The 20,161-nt window shown below is 44.9% G+C and carries 15 protein-coding genes; 3 read left to right on the top strand and 12 right to left on the bottom strand.

Annotated elements, in window-relative coordinates; translation table 11 throughout:
• Nucleotides 1-127: 127 nt before the first annotated feature.
• The gene (locus tag AB6E85_RS05510; protein ID WP_048608941.1) at nucleotides 128-724 is read right to left on the bottom strand and encodes a malate synthase; all 597 of its coding nucleotides are present in this window, start codon (nucleotides 722-724) and stop codon (nucleotides 128-130) included.
• Nucleotides 725-992: 268 nt separating this feature from the next.
• Between AB6E85_RS05510 and AB6E85_RS05505 the strand changes: the two genes are divergently transcribed.
• Entirely contained in the window at nucleotides 993-2,423 is a 1,431-nt protein-coding gene (locus AB6E85_RS05505; protein WP_333912751.1) for a DUF3612 domain-containing protein, read from the top strand.
• Nucleotides 2,424-2,963: 540 nt separating this feature from the next.
• Here the strand turns inward: AB6E85_RS05505 and AB6E85_RS05500 are convergent.
• Nucleotides 2,964-4,604: a DEAD/DEAH box helicase gene (locus tag AB6E85_RS05500; RefSeq protein ID WP_372141768.1), complete on the bottom strand. Its 1,641-nt coding sequence runs from the start codon at nucleotides 4,602-4,604 to the stop codon at nucleotides 2,964-2,966.
• Nucleotides 4,605-4,767: 163 nt separating this feature from the next.
• Nucleotides 4,768-6,123 carry a diguanylate cyclase gene (locus AB6E85_RS05495; protein WP_372141767.1) on the bottom strand — a complete coding sequence of 452 codons (1,356 nt, stop codon included), beginning with the start codon at nucleotides 6,121-6,123 and terminating at the stop codon, nucleotides 4,768-4,770.
• Nucleotides 6,124-6,406: 283 nt separating this feature from the next.
• On the opposite strand from AB6E85_RS05495, the gene AB6E85_RS05490 reads away from it, so the two are divergent.
• Entirely contained in the window at nucleotides 6,407-7,555 is a 1,149-nt protein-coding gene (locus AB6E85_RS05490; protein WP_372141766.1) for a DUF3541 domain-containing protein, read from the top strand.
• Nucleotides 7,556-7,668: 113 nt separating this feature from the next.
• On the opposite strand, the gene AB6E85_RS05485 is transcribed toward AB6E85_RS05490, so the two are convergent.
• The 9 genes from AB6E85_RS05485 to AB6E85_RS05445 form a co-directional block, all read right to left on the bottom strand.
• Nucleotides 7,669-8,280, bottom strand: a complete 612-nt coding sequence (locus AB6E85_RS05485) for a class I SAM-dependent methyltransferase (RefSeq protein ID WP_050653881.1) — start codon at nucleotides 8,278-8,280, stop codon at nucleotides 7,669-7,671.
• On the bottom strand, nucleotides 8,280-9,533 hold the full coding sequence (locus AB6E85_RS05480) for a sensor histidine kinase (protein WP_372141764.1): 1,254 nt from the start codon (nucleotides 9,531-9,533) through the stop codon (nucleotides 8,280-8,282). Before AB6E85_RS05480 ends, AB6E85_RS05485 begins: the two co-directional genes overlap by 1 nt.
• Entirely contained in the window at nucleotides 9,530-10,240 is a 711-nt protein-coding gene (locus AB6E85_RS05475; RefSeq protein WP_050621743.1) for a response regulator transcription factor, read from the bottom strand. The genes AB6E85_RS05480 and AB6E85_RS05475 overlap by 4 nt, the downstream gene beginning before the upstream one ends.
• Nucleotides 10,241-10,378: 138 nt before the next feature.
• A complete protein-coding gene (locus AB6E85_RS05470; protein ID WP_372141763.1) occupies nucleotides 10,379-13,567 on the bottom strand; it encodes an efflux RND transporter permease subunit in 3,189 nt (1,062 codons plus the stop codon).
• A gap of 2 nt (nucleotides 13,568-13,569) precedes the next feature.
• The gene (locus AB6E85_RS05465; RefSeq protein WP_372141762.1) at nucleotides 13,570-14,799 is read right to left on the bottom strand and encodes an efflux RND transporter periplasmic adaptor subunit; all 1,230 of its coding nucleotides are present in this window, start codon (nucleotides 14,797-14,799) and stop codon (nucleotides 13,570-13,572) included.
• Nucleotides 14,796-16,229 carry a TolC family protein gene (locus tag AB6E85_RS05460; RefSeq protein ID WP_372141761.1) on the bottom strand — a complete coding sequence of 478 codons (1,434 nt, stop codon included), beginning with the start codon at nucleotides 16,227-16,229 and terminating at the stop codon, nucleotides 14,796-14,798. The genes AB6E85_RS05465 and AB6E85_RS05460 overlap by 4 nt, the downstream gene beginning before the upstream one ends.
• A 113-nt stretch (nucleotides 16,230-16,342) precedes the next feature.
• Nucleotides 16,343-16,612 (bottom strand): hypothetical protein, encoded by a 270-nt coding sequence (locus tag AB6E85_RS05455; protein ID WP_017060599.1) that lies wholly within the window; start codon nucleotides 16,610-16,612, stop codon nucleotides 16,343-16,345.
• Nucleotides 16,613-16,933: 321 nt separating this feature from the next.
• On the bottom strand, nucleotides 16,934-18,142 hold the full coding sequence (locus AB6E85_RS05450; RefSeq protein WP_102432666.1) for a NupC/NupG family nucleoside CNT transporter: 1,209 nt from the start codon (nucleotides 18,140-18,142) through the stop codon (nucleotides 16,934-16,936).
• Nucleotides 18,143-18,587: 445 nt separating this feature from the next.
• Nucleotides 18,588-19,208, bottom strand: coding sequence for a hypothetical protein (locus AB6E85_RS05445; RefSeq protein WP_372141760.1), 621 nt, complete (start codon nucleotides 19,206-19,208; stop codon nucleotides 18,588-18,590).
• A 423-nt stretch (nucleotides 19,209-19,631) separates the two neighbouring features.
• Here AB6E85_RS05445 and AB6E85_RS05440 point away from each other — a divergent pair, with 423 nt between their 5' ends.
• Nucleotides 19,632-20,108, top strand: coding sequence for a hypothetical protein (locus tag AB6E85_RS05440; protein WP_048609093.1), 477 nt, complete (start codon nucleotides 19,632-19,634; stop codon nucleotides 20,106-20,108).
• Nucleotides 20,109-20,161: the final 53 nt, after the last annotated feature.

Here is a 20,161-nt window from a genome sequence, read left to right as displayed (position 1 = left end):
GACACACCAACAATGCTCTTATCGACATATTAGTCGGCTCGTATTTAAACTAGAAAGCCCCAAAGACATTATCTTCGGGGCTTTTTCTTTAGCTGTGTAAATTGATTTAGCTATCTAGGTTTCACCGTTAGATCTGGAAGCAATAATTCAGGCAGTAGTCTTCACCACTCTTTGCTCTGAACTCTTTATCTTCACTGCATGCCTTTGGTTTACCCTTTGCGTCACCTTGAATCAAACTGATCCAGTGTCGCATCGCTGCAATGGTCTCTTCACGCATTGTGGTTGTTGCTTCCATTGGTGATTGACCAAACGTGGTACATGATTCCAACTGAATATCATCAATTTCTACTAGCTCAATACAACCTGTCCCTTTATGGCAGCCAAACATTACTTCTAGGTGGCTTCCACTGCCATCTCGGAACAAGATAGAGTCTGGGTCGTTCTTCTCACCCATGTACGCTACAAACTGTTTAGGGTGCTTCAAACCGCTGTGCTGACCATCTTTGAAGTAAGCCATAATATGACGGTAATCGACTACGTAGCTGGTTACGTCTTGATGTGAGCCATTCTCTAGTGGGAATAGTCGATCAAGCAGCTGCTTTGCTTTCACTTGCTTTTCAGTTTGCTGATTGGCACTGATTGTCTCCACGGCAAAGACAGCTTCAGCGATAAATGGCTTTGATTGTTTTTGGATTTCTGTTTTATCGAATGTAAGCATATTCATAGTCTTTCCCTCTTGACCAGTCCGGTGATAACCACCGATTTCTACAGCAAAAATGTGTCCTAGAGCAATTATTCCAAACTAACGTTTAATTTATTTGTCATTTTGTGAATTGCTTAGTTTGTAGATTAGCGCTTTTTTACATACAATTTCACAACAAAAATTTTACAATGTGAATTTTACAAATATGGCCTTGTCAAAAAGTTTAGTTCGTCAGTCACATTTCCTAGGTACGAAAATACGTAACCTAAGAAAACGTAACCATTTAACGATGGAAGATCTGTCTGCGCGTTGTATTAGAATCGACCCAGAATATGCCCCTTCCGTTTCTTACCTTTCAATGATTGAACGGGGAAAGCGAGTTCCAAGCATCGATATGCTGGAAGTGATTGCACAGGTCTTTCAGAAGAATCCGACGTGGTTCCTCGACGACGAGTCTGAACAGCAAGCCATTGCTCCTGATAAAGGAAATCGTGGTGGGATAAGTGGCATGGCGCTCGAGCCGAGCTTCCTTTTCTCCAATGACATCCTGCAAATTGCGATTCCTGAGATGCTGTCACAAACAGGCATTTCAGGCCGCCAGTTTGCGCACCTCTTGATTCGAGCACACCAAGAGAGCAATCAGAACCACTTCCCTGACCTTGAGCGCGCTGCGGAAGAGGTAGGCTTAAAACGTCTTAACCTGAGCGTCGAAGACCTGATAGACATCGCTAGAAGCCTAGGAATCAACATCCGTTGGGTAACGCGCACGCCGCAAGACGTAGTCGATGAGCTCGGAATTAACGCCAAGCAGCTAGTGACCTCCTTCTTTGAGCCTCCGGGTACTATCTTCTTAAACGAGATTCTCAAAGAGTATCCGACTCGCCTGAAATACGACCTTTCGGTTTATATCGGCCATTGCATTCTGCACAGCAAAGAAGGCCTAAAGAGTGTGTTGTCGGTCGGTAACAACAACACATGGGACGACAACCAGGTATCAGGCTCTTCACAGCTCAACTCCCAAGATATTCTTCAAGCATGGCGAGACTTTGAATCCAGCTTCTTTGCCGGCGCACTTCTGTGTCCGAAAGTTCCGTTTAGACAGCTACTCGATCGCACTGGTTACGAAATCGACGTTCACAAAAGAGCAGGGGTTTCCCCCTCTGTTGCGATGCGTCGAATGACTGTAGTATCGCCCTACCCTCACTGGCACTACTTTGATGCTTATGGACCGGGGAAACTCAAGGCGGTATATCGCGGGAACGGGATTCCGCTGCCTTGGGGAAATATGAGAACGGTCGCTGACCCATGTCAACATTGGGCTGTGTTCCGTCGATTATCAGAACCTCGAGCGGGAAGCTCGGCTCAAATCTCCATTTTGAATGTGGGTGATGAGCCAAGGATCTACTGCTGTGAATCCATCAATATGACGGATCCTGCGGGTAACAATCGTGTGTTGTGTGCTGGTATAGATCTCAACCCTGCGATTGATGCTCAAGGCGGTAATTCAAGAGACATAGCAGAGCAGCTTAAAGCGTCATGCGTTAACAATGGTGGCTCTGTGGCAATTCCGCGTAACATCAAGAAAGATCTCACGACAATAGCCAAGATTCTAAATATAAATTGGATTGAACGTGGGATTGAGACAGAAGCGAGGCTTATCTGCTCCAGAGGTGGAGAATGCCCACGCCAACCAAGCTGTTACTCTAAGTGTGGTGAGTAAAAAAGTAATAACAAAAAATAGAACCTAAAATTCAGGCAAAAAAAAACCAATCACAATAAGGGTGATTGGTCATATATTTTGTGTGAACAAAAAAGGTTCACTAACAACGTCAGTTGGCTAGGTGACCCTCGGCTTAAGAAGGGTCACCATTATTAATGCAGCATGCGTGCCAACTTTTAAAACACGTATTTACTACGCATCTGGACACGTATTGGCCGGATATTCTTGTTTGTTTTGCAAACTGGAATTGCAAATTGCAAAATTCAACAAAAACGCTAGTGATTATGTTGTTATTAATGAATCATTAAAGATTCATTACCCTTCCCAAAAATGCCATATTTCCCTTAGATTCAATCACTTTAAACAGCAATAAACCTCCCCCTAGGGTTACTCAACATAAACAACGCCCATAAAAAAACGCGAACATTGAAATTCAATATTCGCGCTTATTTGAGTTAGATAGTAGAAATTCACTAATCAACGAGAACTCTCCTGTGAGACATTCTCGTTATTGGACCTCTATGGTCTATCCAGTAGACTCTACTTCTGAGGAGCTGGCTTAGAGCGGCTTCTCGACGGTGAAGGCTTGTTGCCTGTCGGCTTATTTGACGACTTGCTTGGGCCGTAGCTACCGCCGTAACCAGACTTCTTAGGCTTGCCTGCAGGTTTACCCGCGTTGTTTGGCTTACCAGTACCGTTAGATTTACCCGCACCGCTTGGTTTGCTCAGAGTGTTCTGAGCACCCGCATTATTTGCAGCAGGTTTATTGCCCGCACTACCGCGTTTAAAGTTGCTGCCGTTGTTTCTTACTGATTTATCTTCAGCTGTCGCAGCTGAATTGTTTTCAGCCGGCTTCTTTCCAGACGTTGGTTTACGCTTTGGCGCCGAACCATTGCCAGCTACATGACGCTTGTTCTTACCTGCTGGCTTGTGCCCGCGAGCGTTATCACCAGAGCGTTGACCATCAGCATGTTCACGTGGCTGTTTTGCTTTCTTCGGTTTCTTAGGCTTGATTGGACGTGAATCCAAGCGAGACTCAGGTAACTTATTTACTGGAGAGAAACCTTCCAGTTCACGACGCTCTAACACTTGTTGAATAAGGCGTTCAATACCGAACAGCTCACCCACTTCATCAGCACAAACCAATGAAATCGCTTTACCTACTTCACCAGCACGGCCAGTACGACCGATACGGTGTACATAGTCTTCTGATACATGAGGAAGATCGAAGTTAACTACTTGAGGCAGTTGCGGGATATCGATACCACGAGCGGCGATATCAGTTGCAACAAGTACTCGTACCTTACCTGTTTTGAAGTTCTCTAAGGCTTTAGTACGTGCACCTTGGCTCTTGTTACCATGGATAGGTGCAGCAGTGATGTCTTGCTCTTCAAGGAAGCGAGCAAGCTTGTTCGCACCGTGTTTCGTCTTGCTGAACACCAACACTTGTCGCCAATCGTTATCTTTGATTAGCTTCGCTAGCATTGCGCTCTTTTTCTTTTTGTCTACAGAGTAGATGCTTTGCTCAACCGTTTTTGCCGTTGAGTTTGCAGGGCTTACTGAAATCTCAACAGGATTGTTCACCAAGCCTTTCGCTAAGCTGCGGATATCATCAGAGAACGTCGCTGAGAACAGTAGGTTCTGACGCTTCTTAGGCAAGAAAGCTAAGATCTTACGGATATCGCGGATGAACCCCATGTCTAGCATGCGGTCCGCTTCATCTAACACTAGGATTTCTAGTTGGTCAAAACGCACTGCATTTTGGTTGTATAGGTCAAGTAGACGACCCGGTGTTGCCACCAACACGTCACTGCCTTTACGCAGTTTTTGCATCTGAGGGTTAATCTTCACACCACCAAACACTACCGTCGAAGTCAGCGGTAAGTTAATACCGTACTTCACTACGCTGCCATTCACTTGCGCAGCAAGCTCACGAGTTGGCGTTAGCACGAGCGCACGAACTTGGTTCTGACGTACGCGAGTACCTTTCGATAACATTTCAAGAATAGGTAGCGTGAAGCCTGCAGTTTTACCTGTACCTGTTTGAGCAGCGGCCATAACATCTTTGCCCGTTAGGACAGCTGGCACGGCTTTCTCTTGTATTGGTGATGGCTTATCGTAACCTTGTGCTTCAATAGCTTTAAGGATCGGTTCAGAAAGGCCAAGGGAGGTAAAACTCATAGATTATTTTCTCAGTTGAATAACATTTAGTATGAGCAACACGTTAAAAAGTGCGTTGCTTCAGCTTTCGCTCATCAAATACATTGATACGGAGCAAAGCGCGGTATTCTGAGGCTTTTCCCCACATTCAGCAACTAAATTCTAATCGCAGCTCAAATTCAACCTAGATAACTTGTCGCTTCTGTTCGTACATTTTTTCATCAGCGGCTTTTAAGAGCGCATCGACATCATTGTAGTTGTTATTGTGAATAACCCAACCCACACTGATTCTGAGATAAATAGAGTGCGCCTCGTACACAACTGGCGCCGAGCATATCGCCTTTCGTAGTTTAGTTACGATCGACGATACGTGTTGATCATCGATGATGCGTGGCAATAAGACCAAGAACTCATCACCGCCTATCCTTGCGACGATATCTGAAACACGCAGCTCACTTCTTATACGGTTAGCACACTCGATCAATACCTGATCGCCTGCCGCGTGACCATAAGTGTCGTTGATTGCTTTAAACCCATCGAGGTCGATATTTACAACAGCAAAGGTTCTCGCTCTCTGTTTTTGAGTGGTTTTGAAGGCCTGCTTGAGGCTATACATGAAGTATCGACGATTCGGTAACATCGTTAGCTCATCATGCATAGAGCGGCTATCTGCAATGCGGTACAGGCGATAAATAGTAAAGAAGGCAAACGCCAGCAATAATATAATGGAGTAGCCCACCAGCCTTACCGCTTGGATGCGATACCAAGGCTCATCCATCAATACATGTTCGTTACCGGAGAGAGCAAGGTACCACCCCCCGTATGGGAAACTCACCTGTTCAGTGGCGAACGCATTATCGAACACATCCTGAGTGCCATAAAAGACAGCGCCATCTTTACCTGAACTGTTTGCACCGCGAATAGCGAGTTCATATTTATTCTCGATCTTGCCGATTCCTACATCTTCAAACAGCTCATCTAAACCGATAACAGCACTGGAGACACCCCAGTAATCTTGATTGAAAGGCGGGTCTCGGAAGATCGGAGTACGCGTAATAAGAGCTTGCCCACCTTGAAAAAGCTCAAAAGGACCAGCAATAAAGGTGTTGCCAAGATTACGAGCTATCTCAACCGACTCCCATTGATTTGGGTGATCACGATAATTAATACCGAGAATCTGCTCATTACCTTCCAGCGGGTAAACAAAATTTAGAATGTCGTCTTTGGCGAGTCCGATAAGTCGAATATGGAAGCCATCTTGAATGATATTCTCAGCAATCTTATCCCAATTTTTCACCTCACCATCGGGGTTGATGGTCACTAAGGTAGAGAAATTATTGAGGATATACATATCTGACACGATCGCGGCTTCAATCCGAGAACGAATAATGGATAGTTGCTTTTTTGCCTCTGAATACGATTCGTTTTTAAGAAAAGTTAATTGCTTGGCATGAAAGAACTCAATTGCGCTTACCATCGCAAGAAAAAACAGAAAAGATACTACTCTGGCAGACCACTGCTTGCTAGAACCACTTGGCATTTACGAACCTCTAACACTATTGTTCTATATACTGCCTTATAACGGCTCATTTCTGGCTTATTGACCCAGTATGCCGCTAAGTCATTAAAAATCCATACTAACGTCGACTATCTATCAAATATTGAGTGATCCATCACTTCAAACTTCTTTACTAAACGAATGGTTTAATCAAAAAGGGTTAGTGAACCTTATAAAGCTTACATTGTATTGACTCAACGCTTACATTAAAGGATTCATCAATGTTATTTTACATAGACTAATAATCAGCTTGGTACCTCACGACATGAAGTTAAAAACTATCACACTGTGTACATTGCTATCAGCCTCGGTTGCCGTTGCCGTTCACGCACAAGAAAACGTTCAAGCGCCAGCCGCAGCGAGCGTTCAATCCCAAGCAGATTCGCTCAATTCTCAAGAACAATCTTTCAAGCAATCTGCTGACCTCATTCGCACCACCTACGAAAGCCAGCTTTACACCCTGCCTGCATTCAAAGAAGGTCACTACGGGCTGCGCATGTATCGCCAAACATTAGACGATAAGTATTCAGCTGCGGTTTGGAGTGACATGGCTCGAGTAGCAAGTAAGCTCAGCACCCTGTCGAATGACGTTCAAACCATGGAACAAATCGTACTCTACTCAGAGAAACGTGTTGCATCTTATATTGGTGATAACGATGAGCGCAGTGTTCGACGCTACAACATCACCAAGCACATGCCTGAGTACCTTTATCTTGGTGTTGACCTTCTAGGCTCTATGGCTCGTGCTAATGAATACGGTTTAGAACACAAAAACGATGCCAAGCTGCGCGAAATCATTCGTCGCTATGACTTCTCTCGATACGTGACCAATGAAGACATGGTGAAAGCGTGGGCTGCTCAGTTAGCGAATCAGGTTTACTGGTTGCGTCAACTGGGTGAGCAAGATGTCGTTGATGAGTTCGTCGATACCTTCAAAAAAGCATACCCAGACGATAAAGACAGAAAGCTTTCAAGCCAGCAATACGGCAATAAGATCTATGGTATGACACACGTCATCTTTGGCGACTCAGAATATTACCAACATCAAGTAAGCGAACAAGATCATCAATGGATCTACGATTACTTTAGAGAAAACATCGATACGATTCTGCTGCGTGCGAAAGAAGATGTGATTGCGGAGGTTGGATTAACCTTCTTATTAGCAGGTTTAGAAGATGACCCAGTTGTAGAGAAAACTCGACTCGCGATTCAAGCTTCAATCGATAAGAAACAAGGCATGATCCCTTCAATTACTGGCGATTTTGACCTTGAGTACGGTGAACACCGCAACGTATTAGCAATCATGCTACTCGATTGGCAGCAAGTGAATGAAGCGCCGACTTATGAAGGCAATCCTAAGGTGTTTACTAATATCCCTTACGGACTCATTAAAAACCAACCACCGAAGAACTAGCAACATACCTAGCCGAGGTTGGTCTAAGAACCCAAAAAGCCGCACACCTTTCAAGGCCTGCGGCTTTTTTAGTTCTAACGACACCATCACTTCGTTCTGGCTTAGGTTTGAGTTCAGAGGCAGACTTTGTTCATCACTATCGTAAAATCCCCTTCTGCGTAACCTTCTATTAAAGAAACATCCTCACAAAGCGTTTTACAGAAGCGATACACGCCCTGAGGGTGATAACTCATCAAGGTATTTCGTGAAGGATATTGACTTGAGTTGAGAAGATTAAAAATCACCGTCTGATTCGCCAGTTCATACATGCGAGTAATCATGTTTGTCAGATAATCAGAATCACGAGAGATGTAGTTCAGTGAACCACTCGCGATGACAATGTCGTGCGCCTCAAGGTTCATTTTGCTCATATCACCCGACAAAAACCGACAACGCTCTTCTGTGTAGTTTTGCTTCGCCTTCTTTAGAAAGCCTGCGTGTTGGTCAACGCCAGTGTAAGATTGAATACGGTAGATACTGTCGAGCAGCTCAAACAGCTCGCCATAGCCACAACCCAAATCTAATACACTCTTCTTTTCGAAGTCCGCCGCACGAGCGATCACTTCAAAGCGACACAACTGGCTCTCTTCGCTAGTCCAACCTAAAGCTTTAGCCTTGTCGCCATTCGAGCGGTTAGCCTGTTTTCGATGATAGCGATACACCTTCCAACGATCGAGCCAGTGCATTACGAGAAATCCACCCACACTTCACGACCACCAGCCAACTCTTGGTTATGATATTGCCATTGATATTGCGCGAGCAGCTTTTCGGTGAGCTCTAACCCTAGACCAAAGCCCAAATGATTGTCTTCTATCGTGCCGTCAGTGTTGTGATTAACAATGGTGACTTTCGAGCCTACCTGAACGATGCCCACGGTACCGCTTCCTGTGTGTTGGAAAGCATTGCGAATCAAATTGGTCAGCACAATTCGAGTGAGTCCGACTGGCAACTGGCATTGTGTATCGTCGCTTTCAAGATTCACAGCCACGGCTTTGCCATTCAATAGATAGCTTAAATCGTGGTTTATTTGTTGCAGCAGTTCGCCGAGATGTACGTTTTCCAGAGGCAGATCTTTGTCTTGTTGTCGGGTAAGCCACAACAAGGTTTCTGTCAGGTCTGTCATGGTGAAACCCGCGCGCTTGATTCGGTCTATCACTTCAAGCTGCTTTTCTGGGCTCTTTCCCTTTTGAATCAACTTCTCTAGCAATTCACTATTTGTTCTTGTGACCGCAATAGGAGTACGTAATTCGTGGCTCGCGTAACCCAAAAATTTCTGCTCTCGTTCTAAGCTGTTTTGAACCGAACTCAAACTATCACGAATGATGTTAGCCAAGGTGTTCAGTTCACTGAAATGAAAATCTGGTGTCGGTTCATTGAGGTTATCTTTATCTAGCGATTTGGCCCAGTTCTTTAGCTGCTCAACAGGCGATGCCACCTTACGTAACACCAAAACCAAAATAACGAAAAACAATATAATCGCACCCAGTGCGGTCAAAAGAATCGTAATAAAGTGCGGAAGCCCTTCATCATTAATGAAAGGGTCATGTTTTTGAGCAAACACCGCAGAAACATAACGAACCTCATTACCTTTCATCACCTTCATGGCGAAATAGCCTTTCTCGGGAGGTGAGAATATGGATTTACCAATGATTATTTTGGTCATGCGGTTGAATTGCAGTTCGTTCTGGTTAAGGTTGTTCTGAATACTTTGTGGCAAGTCGCTCCATTGGGTCGCCACCGTAAATTCTTGATTGGTCATAGGCTTGCCCGCCTTCACCGCATCTTGTTGCGCTTGGGCAATCATAGAGCCACGCATCGCGATATCCATACCCGAGACAAAGTAATTTACGCTCAAGGCAGAAAGAACCAGAATCGTGGTCACGCCTGTGACTAAAATAGCCAATAAAACGTAGATCCTTAGGCTTGGTCTGATCTTCATGCTTGTCGTAACTCCTTAATCGCAAAGCCTTTGCCCGCAATGGTGTGCAGCAGCTTATTGTCTTGTTCCGCATCCACTTGTTTACGCAGATTGAAGATATGAACTTTCAAGCTGTTACTGTCTGGTTGATCGTCGCCCCACACGCCCTGCATGATTGTCTCGCGAGAAACAGGGTTAGGGCTAGAGCGCATCAAGATTTCCAGTATTTTGAGTGCGGTAGGCGAAAGCTTTAAAGGAGAATTATCGCGATAGGCTTGATGCTGTTTGAGGTCGATTTCCAAATCGCTTACCGACAAGCGACGAACCTGACCACTGCGTCGCTTCGCCAACACTTGCACTCGAACAATCAGCTCTTCCATTGCAAAAGGTTTCACCAGGTAATCATCGGCCCCTTTTGAAAAGCCTGTCAGCTTATCATCAAGCGTATCACGTGCAGTGAGCATCAAAACGGGTGTATCAATTCCCTGCGCTCTGAGATTCTCACACACCTGCAAGCCGTTCATTTTAGGTAAATTGAGATCGAGAATTACCGCGTCATAACGATTAGTTTCAATTAGATTGAGTCCAGCTAAACCATTCGCTGCATGATCGCACTGGATATCTTCTAAATCGAGGTAATCAATAACAGCAGTGGCTAAATCGAGGTCGTCTTCAACCAAAAGCAATTGAAGCTTATCTGTGAGTTTATTAGTGACGGATTCTGCCATCGTGACGACCTCTATTGTTAGTTGTAGTGTAGCTTTGTAGTGATCTTTAATATCTTGTTCGGTAATGAACCTAGACCTAAGTTGCTGAGCCTCGCTCGGCAATCATCAGCCTAGATATCATCATTAGCTTAGCTATTGTTAAGCCGTTTGTTCAACGCCTTTGACTCGATTTGTGACTTTAAGAATCAAAGACTTAATCTCACACTGAATCATTAACAACGCAGGCGTCAGAATCAGTGTAATAAACGTCGCAAACAAAATTCCGTAGCCTAGCGCCGCTGCCGCAGGGATCAGGAACTGAGCCTGCAGAGACGTTTCACTTAATAGAGGCGTCAAGCCCGCGAACGTTGTAACCGATGTAAGTAATACCGCTCTTAGTCGACCAGAACACGCTTCAACAATCGCATCGTGAACCGACTTGCCCTGCTCTTTGATTAGTTCGTTAAAACGAGATACCAACAACAAGCTGTCGTTCACCACCACACCGCTCAACGCAAGGATACCGTTTAACGATAGGATACTGATTGTTAAGTCATTCCACCAGTGCCCTAGGATTGCCCCAACAATACCAAATGGAATCGCTGTCATGATGATCACTGGTTGAATGTAAGACTTCAGCGGGATAGCAAGAAGGGTGTAGATAGCTATCATGGCAAGTATAAACATACTCATCATTGAACTAGCCGTCTCTTCTTGTTCTTCCGTTTCGCCAGCAAAGTCGACCGTTAACCCCGGATATTGCGCTTCTAGATCAGGTACTAATGTATCTTGCAGCTGATGGACTAACTCAGCAGGTGCAACCACGTCTTTATCTAATACTGCACTGATGTACACCGCTCGTTGGCTATCAATGCGTGTGATCTCTGATACTTGGTAATCAGAATATACTTCAGCAACCGTGCTCAAAGGCACCACGGTACCGTCGTTAGTTCTCACGCTCGATTGCTTGATATCCGCAATGGTTTGGCGATCCGATTCTGGGTAACGAACTCGAACTTTCACCTCATCTTTACCACGCTGGAACTGCTGAACAATATCACCACCAAACGCTTGCAATACTTGCTGTGAAAGACTTGCAGTATCAAAGCCTAACGCACGGCCTTGTTGTGTTAATTCGAAACGATACTGAGGTTCGCCAAGATCCAAGTTATGGTCAATGCCACTCACACCTTCAATAGATTGCAGCTTGGTTAAGAAATCATTACCCGCCGCAGTCACTGATTCTTCATTCCATGCTTTCAGCTCTACTTTGAAGTTGTCGACCATCTCCATTTTAGACAAGATCTTGAGCTTCTTAACCCCTTCCATCTGGCCCACAGTCTCTTGCCAAGCATCAGCAAACTCGTTCGATGTGTAGACACTGTCGCTGTCCAATTCAATTTTCACTTGGCCAGAATCATCGGCATCGGCGATAACTTGAAGGCTCAACAGCTTAGACGCTTCATCTTGAGCACCGTATTGTGCTCTCAGTGTTTCATCCGTTTGGGTTGCCGCCGCTTCAAGCACCAACAAGTTTTGTTGTGTTTGACCAAAGCTCGCGTCGTTTTGCATCGACATATCGGCAGTTACTGTGTCGCCCGGCATGTCAGGGAAGAACGCCACACGAACCGCACCCGTCATTGGTAACCCAGCAACTAAAATAAGCAATGACAAGAAAACCATCACTACCGCATAACGCAGTTTCAGCGCCCATTCAATTGCGGGGCAGTAGATACGATTATTAAACCAACCTAGCCCAGTATCGGCAGCATGTTGAACACTTGCCCACAGCCCCTTCTTCTCACTGCGCTTGGTATTAATGTGTGCAAGGTGCGATGGCAGAATGAATTTAGACTCAACCAAAGACAACAACAAACAGATAGTCACGACCGTGCCGAATTGTGCGTAAATTTGCCCCATTTTACCGTCAACATTCGCTAACGCTAAGAAGGCAACAACCGTCGTTAACACACCAAATATAGTTGGTGATGCCACCTTCATGGTGCCTCGAATAGTACTGCCTATCGAATCGCCTTCTTCTTTGCGCGTGGAATAGATACTTTCCCCAACCACCACCGCATCATCGACCACTATCCCGAGCGCCATAATAAAACCAAAGGTGGTCATTTCATTGATGGTTAACCCCATGAAGGTATCTGTCATGAAGAACATGGTGCCAAAAAAGACAAACGGTAAGCCAGCTGCTACCCAGAAAGCAACACGTACGTTTAGGAATACCGCTAACACCATGAACACCAAAGCGATACCGGTGAGCGCGTTCTTCATCAATAGGCTTAAGCGGTCTTTGATCATGGTACTTTTGTCGTACCAAGTTTCGATTTCGACATCGCTCGGCAGCATGTTGCTGTTCTCCCAGCGCTCTACCACTTTCTCTGCTTGCTCAACAATGCTGACGACGTCTCCGTATTCATCCATCACGATCTGAATTGCCATCGCATTCTGTTGGTTATAACGAGAAAGCATGAAAGTATCATCAGCAAACATGTCTTCAACGTTGGCAATGTCACCCAAGGTAATTTGCGTACCATCAGTCGTCGTCATCACCGGAATCGCGTTGAAATCTTGGATCTCATACGCCTGTTCAGAAACCTTCAAACGAACCGTTTTTTCGCCATTGCGAAGGCTCGTCGAGATAGCCGCAGAAGATTCCGCATTGATCGCTTCAGAAACGTCAGTCAGAGTTAAGCCGTATGCCTGTAGCTTGTTCTCATCAACCTCAACTGAGATCATAGGATCAGCCTTAGCCTTGATTTCCAAATCACGAATGGATGACTGGCTCAGTAGATCTGATTTCAATTGCTCGGCTAAGCTCTGCAGCGTTGCTCGGTCTGCGTCACCATAGATCTGTACCCATAAGGCATGATCTTGCATGCGAGCTTTATCAATCACAGGATTATCAGCGCCAGAAGGCAGGTTATTGATCGCATCAACCTTAGTTTTAACGTCAGTTAACAGGGTATCAAGATCATAGGTGCTCGTTTTTTCAATCGAAACATGGCTACCATTCGCATCAGAAGTTGACGTAATACGCTTAATGCCCGGTACGGTTTCTAACGCATCTTCAATCTTAATCGCTAAGCCTTCTTCCGCCTGAATAGGGTCACCACTGTCATAGGTCACAGATACTGTCACCACATCGGGTTCTAGGCTTGGAAATGCTTCTTTACGTAACGTGTTAAGCGATAAAAGACCTATGATGATCACGCCCACTAACAGTAAGTTCGCAGCCACCGAGTTATTCGCGAACCATGCGATTGCGCCAGTGTGTGGTTTAGTTGGCTTCTGGTTACTGTCCGCTTGGTTATTCGGTTTCAACTCATGAGACATGACTAACCCTCCGCCTTAGCCAGAACGATCATGCCCGCTTTAAAACTGCTTAACGGACGCTTAACCACTTGCATACTGTCACCAATTTCCAGGCTCAATTTGGTAGGATCGATGTAAATCAAACCACCCTTTTCAAATTCAACATTCGCGTTTGATTTCGAAAGTTGACCGCTATCATCCACAAACCACAGGTCACCTTGCTGCGAAAGTGAAGAAGCTGGAAGTTCCCACAATTGGGTTAACTGCTTACCCGAGATCGTCGCTTGTACGAACGTTCCTGGATAAAGATCTTTGTCTTGCTCCAAAGGGTTATCGACTTTCACGATCAATGAGCGCTGACGCGTGTCTTGTTGTAAGTGCTGCTCAACTCGCTCGACATAACCTTGCCATTGGAATTGACCATCAGAACTCGATAGCGTCACTGGCCACGGCTGCTCTTTCAATTGTGTGTTATCGCTGCTTGGCAAACTCAACCATTGGCTTTCAGAAAGGGGAACAGAGACCTCAACCTCATCAACGCTGTATAACGTGGCTATCTGAGCGCCCGTTTGTGCGTAGCTTCCCGGTTGAACATCACGGCTCACGACCAACGAATCAAAAGGGGCAACCAAGGTTGTTTTTTCGAGGTCTTGCTCAGCCTTCACCAATTCAAGCTTGGCGTTCTCCAAGGCTGCTGTTACTTGTGCCAGTTGTGGTTCGCGTAATACTAAAGGTGAATCCGGCTCGCCAGACAAACCAGAGCGTTGCCATTCAGACTTAGCTTGTTCGCCTTGTCTCTGCTCTTCCAACAAATCCAGTTGAGCTTGAGCAACATTCGCCTTCGCTTGGGTTACCGCTTGTTGGTAACTGGTCGAATCGATATTAGCGATCACTTCACCTTGGCCAATCACTTGCCCTGTTTCAAACTGCGAGCTGATTGTCTCTACTCGACCACCAACTTCCGTCGAAAACATCAGCTCGTAACGCGACTTCGCTTCTCCGTAACCCACCACTTCTGCTTGGTAGTCACCGAGAGTGGCAAGTACCACAGAGACTTGCTGTTGTTGTGAAGCAGGCAAAGTCGTCGTATCAATAGACTTGGTTTGAATAGGCGTAGCTTTAGGCTCTGAAACCGTTAGTTCATTCGTCTTTTGAGGAGTAGGAGCCACTTGTGAACCGTTGTAAGCAAGGGCAGCAAAAATGCTTGAACCAGCAACTAAGGTGATTGCAATTGTGATGGTGTTCAGTTTCATGAAGATACTCCCAAGCCCAGAGCTAGGCCTAAATCAATTCGGTTTACGAGACGGTTATAAATGGTTTGTGTTAACTGCGCTTCAAGGTCATAGGTTTGCTGCTGAACAGTAAGTAGATCAAAAATGTCGACCAAACCCTGACGGTATTTCTCTTCATAGCTGGTGAAGCTGCGTTGTGCGCTTACCAAGGCGTTCGTTAGGTGTTGCTGTTGAAGCGTTAATGAGGACTCTTGCCCCATCGCATTTTCCACTTCATTCACCGCATTGAGCAGTGTATCTTGGTAAGCCCAGTAGCTGGTTTCTGTGGTTAGGTCAGCAATTTCTGCCTGTGCTTTTAGCTTGCCACCTTGAAACAGTGGTGCTGACACTTGGCCAAGCGCACTCCACAAAGGCCCGGTAAGCAGCGCTTCACTCGGAGAATCCGCCATATCGGTTAGGCTTGCAGATAAGCTGATAGACGGCAGCATCGCTTTGTACGCCGCGTCAGCACGCAATGTTTCTGCTTCGATATTAAAGAAAGCCGCTTGAAGATCGGGACGACCTGCTAGATCTTGTGTCGGCATGTTGTCTAGCGGATTAATGATGGTTGGAAATGAACCGAGGTCCGCAAGTGATAACTCCTCAGAATCCCCACTCCATTGCCCTGTTAACAAAACCAACTCACGTCGGCTTTGTGCTAGTTGCTCACGGTAATCAGCTAAGGTTGCTTGAGTCGATGCGCTGCTCGTTTTTGCATTATCTAGATCTTCAAGGCTACCTAGCCCTGCGCGATAACGTTCTAAAACCAGCTCTTCATTATTTTCTAGAATCACCAAACGCTGCGATTCGATATCGACAAGCTGTTGCTTCAAACTGATATCAAGCCAACCTCTCATCACACTCGCGACTAAAAGATCTTGAGCGCCCTGAAGGTTAGCCTGAGACGTCGCAATATCTTTCAAAGCGGCGTTGTTTGTGTCTGCCAGCTTCTGCCATAGATCGAGTTCCCAACCAACCGTGACATCTGTGGTGTAGGTTTCAGTCGTGCTTGAGCCGTTAGTGCCTTCGTCAGCTTGACCAGAAAAGCTCGCATCGACGGTTGGTAAGCGATCACCTGAAGTTACACCTTGCTGCGCATAAGCTATTTTGAGTGCTGTGATGTTTTGTTGGAGGCTTGGGCTATTCTGCAGAGCGCGCTCGATATAGAGATCGAGCTCCGGTGCATTCACTAAATCGGTAAGTTGTAGGTTCTCAGCGTCTAGATCTTGTTGAGTCGACGCTTGATCACTAGAAGCCTGTTGAATCAGCTCTGCGAGTAAGCTTTGTTGTGTCTGATTAGTGCTTTGCTCAGCGAGTGAAACATAGTCGGCCTGACTGGTTGTCGTACAACCCATCAATCCGATTAGAGCAAGTGAAATAAGGGAATGTTTTAAAGGAAGATTCAATTTCATCTTCTTGTCTCCTGTAAGAATGGAGACAAGATAACGAGCTGGGGGTTAAGAGAGGGTTAAGGCGAACGTTAACCCCAAAGAAAATGCAAAAAGCGTACGTTTAAACTTCAGCTTTACGCTTCTGACTTGCTTGAAAAGAGCCCACCGATTTTATAACCGATCGCATAGCAAACCACGGCGACAGTGACAAATACCAATGCCGAGAAGAAATACGCTACAGACGCTGCGACACCTGCCCCCCACACGACACTGAACACCAAACCGAGATAAGCCTCTTTTGGCCACTGGTAGATAGGAAACTGAGCGCCGCCAGCAATTAGGTAAACCATCGCAAACAAGCCAATGAAGGTAACAATAAGACCGATGAGAACGCGAATGTTCATGGAGAGACCCTTGATTAATTTAGCTTGGTTGCCATTGTTCCTAGTCGAAAGCGGATATGCTTAGTCGGAACCGAATATTCTCAATCGAAATCGAATGTTCTTAATCGAAGCCGAATACTATTAATCGCAACCTGATGATATTCAAGTATATCGGATAAAAGGAACTGGCTCTATTACTCTTCCGAGTGAGCTTTTAGTCACGACAGGCAAATGGCACTCGACAACGAAAACCTAAGTTCGCTTGATTAGCAGGCACAAAAAAGCGGACACCCTTCTTACGTTAACTCCGTAAGCAAAGTGTCCGCTTTAACTGAATCTAGCTTAAAGCAGGATGAAAATACCCGCTAAGCATGCACTCATTAGGTTTGCTAGCGTACCAGCAGCTACAGCCTTCAAACCTAAGTTTGCAACTTCAGCACGGCGCTCTGGCGCCATAACACCGATTGAACCTAACTGAATTGCGATAGAACCAATGTTAGCAAAGCCACACAGAGCAAAAGTCACGATTACTTGGCTGTGTTCAGATAGTAGCGCTTTGTTCTCAACGAAGTCGATGAAAGCAACAAACTCGTTCATAACGATCTTCTGACCGATGTAAGAACCTGCCATCAATACTTCATCACTTGGGATACCGATTAGCCATGCAAGAGGCGAGAACAGGTAACCGAAGATAGCTTGCAGTGTAATACCCGCAAAACCGAACGTTTCACCTAGGCTTTCTAGGCCAGTGTTGACCATCGCAATCACACTCACGAAGGCAATCAACATAGTACCAACCGCTACCGCAACCTTCATACCGTTCATCGCGCCACTTGCCAATGCATCAATCACGTTGCTTTGGTCAGCTTTATCGAGCTCGATGTGGTCGTAGTCACTCGGTGTGCTGCGCTCAGGAACAATGATCTTCGCCATTAACAGGCTACCCGGAGCCGCCATAAAGCTTGCTGCGATAAGGTATTTAAGCTCAACGCCAAGGCCCGCATAACCACCAAGTACACTACCCGCTACCGACGCCATACCGCCTGCCATTACAGCAAACAGTTCCGAACGAGTCATAGACTTTAAAAAAGGACGAATAAGAAGAGGAGACTCACCCTGAGAAAGGAAGATATTACCTGTAGCAACTAGAGATTCAGCTTTACTTGTACCCAGCAGTTTTTGCACCGCTCCGCCCAAGATTTGAATCACTTTTTGCATGACGCCTAAGTAATAAAGCGCAGAAATCAAAGCACTGAAGAAGATAATGATTGGAAGTACGCGAACCGCGAAAATGAAGCCTTCAGTAGCAAGGTCACCGAAAAGGAAGGCAATACCAGCGTCTGCGAAACCAAGCAGGCTAGAAACACCATTACTTAGGCTTGTTAGTGCCAATTGTCCCCATGGGAAATACAAAACCAAGGCCGCAAAGCCGATTTGAAGTAATAGAGCACGAGAGACCGTTTTCCAGTTAATCGAAGAACGACTTTCAGATAGCAGGTACGCGCAAGCAATCAGTGCAAGAACACCGACAAAACCAAATAGAATATTCATAATGTGTCCTAGTAATCCTTAAAGAGTGAACATGAGCCAAGCAAATGACATCAAAGGAACAGGACAAAGAACCGCAAGCAAAACGCTACGCGATGAAGGAGCTAACAGGGTTAGCGAATGTAACAACGAGTTGTTCATGTAAAAAATCACCTTATACAAGCAGTGGAACGTAGCTGGTCCGGTCCGTGGGGTCATTCACATATCCATGTGACGGCTTGTATTGGCTAAGCACCGGCTTAAAACCGGAAAAGAAGTATAAACAGTTAAGTGAGACTTTCATCACATTTTTTGACGCAAACGATCGCGCGGTCATAAAGCGTACAAATCGAACTACTTCTCGCAATAATTAATTTTTCCAGCAAGAAATAATGCAAAAAAAACCATCATTAAAACAAAAAGCCACAGAGTGTGGCTTTTTCAAAATATGAGATCAAAGTGGGAATAACTAGTTTAGCAGGGCACTTTTCACTTCAGCATCTCGGAATATCTCTTCAAAACGCTGTTTGTAGATCAGTTGCATCTCATTGATGATTGCACCACCATCAGGTACATCATTCTCGCCTTGGAAATTTTTGCTGAGTAGCTTATTACCAGCTTCATCATAGATAATCACATTAACGTTGTACCAAGAGTTATCCGTAAATGCGTGGAAGTCATACTTCCACTCATTCAAGACAAACATCATCGATTTGTTGTCGAATGCTTTCATCTGCTCAGCAACCTTGGTGATATCCTCTTCAGGCGTCGTCTCAACCGACTCAACAGCTACTTGCTGTTTTTTCAAGCCTGCGACCAATCTGTCAGTCAAAAATTGAGACATTGGCTGCTGTGTCGCCGTGTTGTAGGTATAAGGAATACCTAACGAACTGCGAATAATTCCCTCAAATTTTGGCTCTTTATCATGAGCGAGAACGTATGGTCTCTTATCGATTACAGCGACGGTCAACGCTTTTTCCTGTGGAACTTCATTGAGTTGAGGCGCACTTTGTTCTGCTGTTAATACCGTTGCACAACCAGAAAGCCCTAACGATACTGCAGCGAGCAGTAAACTGACGAGTTTTTTCATAGATTTACCTATCTTATTGTTTTGAATAGGCTGTTCTAACAAAAATCGACTTAATGAGTAAATATTCATCAAATCAATATTTTACATAATTGTTATTTATATAAATTCGCTCACACATCGCGTTAAATTTATTGAGTCATCAGCCAATAAAATTTTTAAGTAACAGAGTCTTGTAAATGAAAATTATGAAATGAACAGAACATGTTCAACCTATGTAGGGCACTGAGTAACCTCTCGGTTAATTCTGTGTGATTCTTACTACTTTTCTGTGCTCTGCCTCATTTCCCGAGACTTCAAGATTCATCTTAAGTTTAGATGCGTATATACTTTGTGTGATCTCACCAAATAATTTTCTATAAAATACCAATAGAGCTGATTAGATATAACAGCCATCGAGACTAAGAGAGGAAACACGTGAAGAAAATGGAAGCTCCGCACGACATGAACAATGGAGCTAGATTCAAAACAAATAGACACGGCTATGTGACAGTAGTTGAATATTATAATACCTATACTGTTATTGTCGCGTTTGAAAATACCGGAAATATCCGCGCTATCAGCGCGGCGAAATTACGTACAGGTCAACTTACCGATCGCTCTGTTGCGCCTGAGTCAATTATGATTGGTGAAAAGGTTGAATCGGTTAAACACGGGATATTAACCATTACTCAAGTTGAATCTGAAAATATTGTGGTACTGACCAATGCCAATAACGAAGAAATTAGAATGTTATTGCCTGCCGTACAGAAAATGAAAGATAAAACTGAAGAAGTCGACAGTGAAAATGTTGCCTCACCAAAACCAACCTCTCTTAGCCAACTGACTAAAAGAAATAAAAAGACCAAAGACGTTAATAGCATGCTTAAGAAAATGCTTACTGACTACGGTCGATACGATTAATTCTCTATTTTCTACAATAAAGCCTCTTTAGATTTATATTCTGATATAAAAAT

The organism is Vibrio sp. 10N.247.311.51, assembly GCF_041467855.1.
In the GTDB taxonomy this organism is placed as follows: Bacteria; Pseudomonadota; Gammaproteobacteria; order Enterobacterales; family Vibrionaceae; genus Vibrio; species Vibrio coralliirubri.
The sequence above is the reverse complement of the archived record's forward strand: the minus strand, read 5'-3'. Positions and strand labels throughout refer to the sequence as shown.

What these genes read in the sequence shown, in the direction of transcription:
- AB6E85_RS05510 (WP_048608941.1), bottom strand. Translation starts at nt 724, where the DNA reads ATGAATATGCTTACATTCGATAAAACAGAAATCCAAAAACAATCAAAG.
- AB6E85_RS05505 (WP_333912751.1), top strand. Translation starts at nt 993, where the DNA reads ATGGAAGATCTGTCTGCGCGTTGTATTAGAATCGACCCAGAATATGCC.
- AB6E85_RS05500 (WP_372141768.1), bottom strand. Translation starts at nt 4,604, where the DNA reads ATGAGTTTTACCTCCCTTGGCCTTTCTGAACCGATCCTTAAAGCTATT.
- AB6E85_RS05495 (WP_372141767.1), bottom strand. Translation starts at nt 6,123, where the DNA reads ATGCCAAGTGGTTCTAGCAAGCAGTGGTCTGCCAGAGTAGTATCTTTT.
- AB6E85_RS05490 (WP_372141766.1), top strand. Translation starts at nt 6,407, where the DNA reads ATGAAGTTAAAAACTATCACACTGTGTACATTGCTATCAGCCTCGGTT.
- AB6E85_RS05485 (WP_050653881.1), bottom strand. Translation starts at nt 8,280, where the DNA reads ATGCACTGGCTCGATCGTTGGAAGGTGTATCGCTATCATCGAAAACAG.
- AB6E85_RS05480 (WP_372141764.1), bottom strand. Translation starts at nt 9,533, where the DNA reads ATGAAGATCAGACCAAGCCTAAGGATCTACGTTTTATTGGCTATTTTA.
- AB6E85_RS05475 (WP_050621743.1), bottom strand. Translation starts at nt 10,240, where the DNA reads ATGGCAGAATCCGTCACTAATAAACTCACAGATAAGCTTCAATTGCTT.
- AB6E85_RS05470 (WP_372141763.1), bottom strand. Translation starts at nt 13,567, where the DNA reads ATGTCTCATGAGTTGAAACCGAATAACCAAGCGGACAGTAACCAGAAG.
- AB6E85_RS05465 (WP_372141762.1), bottom strand. Translation starts at nt 14,799, where the DNA reads ATGAAACTGAACACCATCACAATTGCAATCACCTTAGTTGCTGGTTCA.
- AB6E85_RS05460 (WP_372141761.1), bottom strand. Translation starts at nt 16,229, where the DNA reads ATGAAATTGAATCTTCCTTTAAAACATTCCCTTATTTCACTTGCTCTA.
- AB6E85_RS05455 (WP_017060599.1), bottom strand. Translation starts at nt 16,612, where the DNA reads ATGAACATTCGCGTTCTCATCGGTCTTATTGTTACCTTCATTGGCTTG.
- AB6E85_RS05450 (WP_102432666.1), bottom strand. Translation starts at nt 18,142, where the DNA reads ATGAATATTCTATTTGGTTTTGTCGGTGTTCTTGCACTGATTGCTTGC.
- AB6E85_RS05445 (WP_372141760.1), bottom strand. Translation starts at nt 19,208, where the DNA reads ATGAAAAAACTCGTCAGTTTACTGCTCGCTGCAGTATCGTTAGGGCTT.
- AB6E85_RS05440 (WP_048609093.1), top strand. Translation starts at nt 19,632, where the DNA reads ATGGAAGCTCCGCACGACATGAACAATGGAGCTAGATTCAAAACAAAT.